This is a genomic window from Sphaerospermopsis sp. LEGE 08334 (genome assembly GCF_015207205.1).
Classification (GTDB): Bacteria; Cyanobacteriota; Cyanobacteriia; order Cyanobacteriales; family Nostocaceae; genus Sphaerospermopsis.
The window spans coordinates 1-1010 of the sequence record NZ_JADEXH010000118.1 but is presented as its reverse complement, the minus strand read 5'-3'; the positions used below and the strand labels follow the sequence as shown (position 1 = coordinate 1010).

1 protein-coding gene is annotated in these 1010 nt (G+C 42.3%); it reads left to right on the top strand.

Annotated elements, in window-relative coordinates; translation table 11 throughout:
* Positions 1–15: 15 nt before the first annotated feature.
* On the top strand, positions 16–1010 hold a 995-nt coding region (locus tag IQ237_RS25985), incomplete at its 3' end, for a condensation domain-containing protein (protein ID WP_309225820.1).

Below are 1010 nucleotides of genomic sequence, written 5' to 3'. Positions count from 1 at the left end.
CAAGTAATTTCTCGCGTGCAATCAGCATTCGGTATTTCATTGTTAGTACGCTACATTTTTGAACATCCAACAATTGCCGAGTTAAGTGAAGTAATCTTAAACCATTTACAAAGCAGCACAGGATTAGGATTACCATCAATAGTACCTATTGCTAAAGGATCAAGTATACCTTTATCCTGGGCGCAGGAAAGACTATGGTTTGTTCATCATTTAGCAGGTGAAACTAGTGCTTACACCATGGGATTCACAGTGCGACTGCGGGGGAATTTGAATGTGTTGGCTTTAGAGCAAGCCTTTGCAGAGATTATTAAACGCCATGAAACTTTGCGAACTCGGTTTGGCATCAAAGATGATAAACCAGTGCAAATAATAGATAATTATACATCTTTTAATTTACCAATAGCTAACCTTGAGAATGTAGCAAGTCCGATTCAAGAAGTTATAAAACTAGCAAAAGCAGAAATCAGTAAACCATTCGATTTAGCTAATGATTCTGTACTACGAGTCAAGCTGTGGCAAGTTGCTGCTCAGGAATATGTTTTAGCTTTTGCGGTTCACCATATTGCTGCTGATGGTTGGTCAATGGGTGTGTTGATTAGTGAATTGTCAGCTTATTATGGCGGGATAGCTGCGCTCCCCGTAGGCATGACAGCAGCTACTCCTGTGACATTACCAGAGTTACCCATACAATATGCCGACTTTGCGGTATGGCAGCGTCAATGGCTGACAAATGAAGTCTTAGAGCGTCAGTTGAACTACTGGAAGCAAAAGTTAACAGGTGCGCCACCCTTATTAGAATTACCCACAGACCGTCCCCGTCCGGCTATACAAAGTTTCCGTGGTGGTATAGAACGACTAAAACTAGATATACAGCTAACACAGCAACTCAAACAGCTTTCTCAAGAGACGGGAACCACACTGTTTATGACACTGCTGGCAGGTTTTGTGGTGTTGCTGTCTCGCTACAGTGGACAAACAGATGTGGTAGTAGGCTCACCAATTGCTAATCG